The 468-nt window shown below is 65.4% G+C and carries 1 protein-coding gene; it reads left to right on the top strand.

The features are described from left to right. Positions 1–468, top strand: a 468-nt coding sequence (locus tag EN984_RS37235; protein ID WP_164766057.1) for a GGDEF domain-containing protein, incomplete at both ends; no start/stop codon positions are given.

Raw genomic sequence — 468 nt, 5'->3', positions numbered from 1 at the left:
CCGCTGACCGGCCTGCTCAACCGCCGCGCCCTATTCGACCTGCACGGCGATGCGCCGGTCGGTGCCTTCACGGCGGTGGTCGTCTTCGACCTCGACAACTTCAAGGCCATCAACGACGAATTCGGCCACGCCGCCGGCGATGAGGTGCTGAAGGTATTTGCACGGGAACTCGCCAGCAATCTTCGCCCGGGTGATGTCGCCGCGCGCATGGGCGGCGAGGAATTCGCGCTGGTGCTGAAGCGGACCTTGCCCGAAACGGTGGAGGCCACCGCCGAGGCCATCCGGGCAGCTTTCGCCGCGCACCACATCGAAACCGAGACAGGCTCGCTGATATGCACGGTCAGTGCCGGATTTGCTTTCGGCACCAAGGAAGGCCTCGGCTTCGACAAGGTGCTCAATGCCGCCGACAAGGCGCTCTACGACGCCAAGCGCGCCGGCCGCAACCGCGTCACCGCTTTTCCGTTCAAG

This window comes from Mesorhizobium sp. M7A.F.Ca.CA.004.12.1.1, assembly GCF_003997835.1.
In the GTDB taxonomy this organism is placed as follows: Bacteria; Pseudomonadota; Alphaproteobacteria; order Rhizobiales; family Rhizobiaceae; genus Mesorhizobium.
Note: the sequence above shows the minus strand (reverse complement) of the source record. Positions and strands in the feature narration are given on the sequence as shown.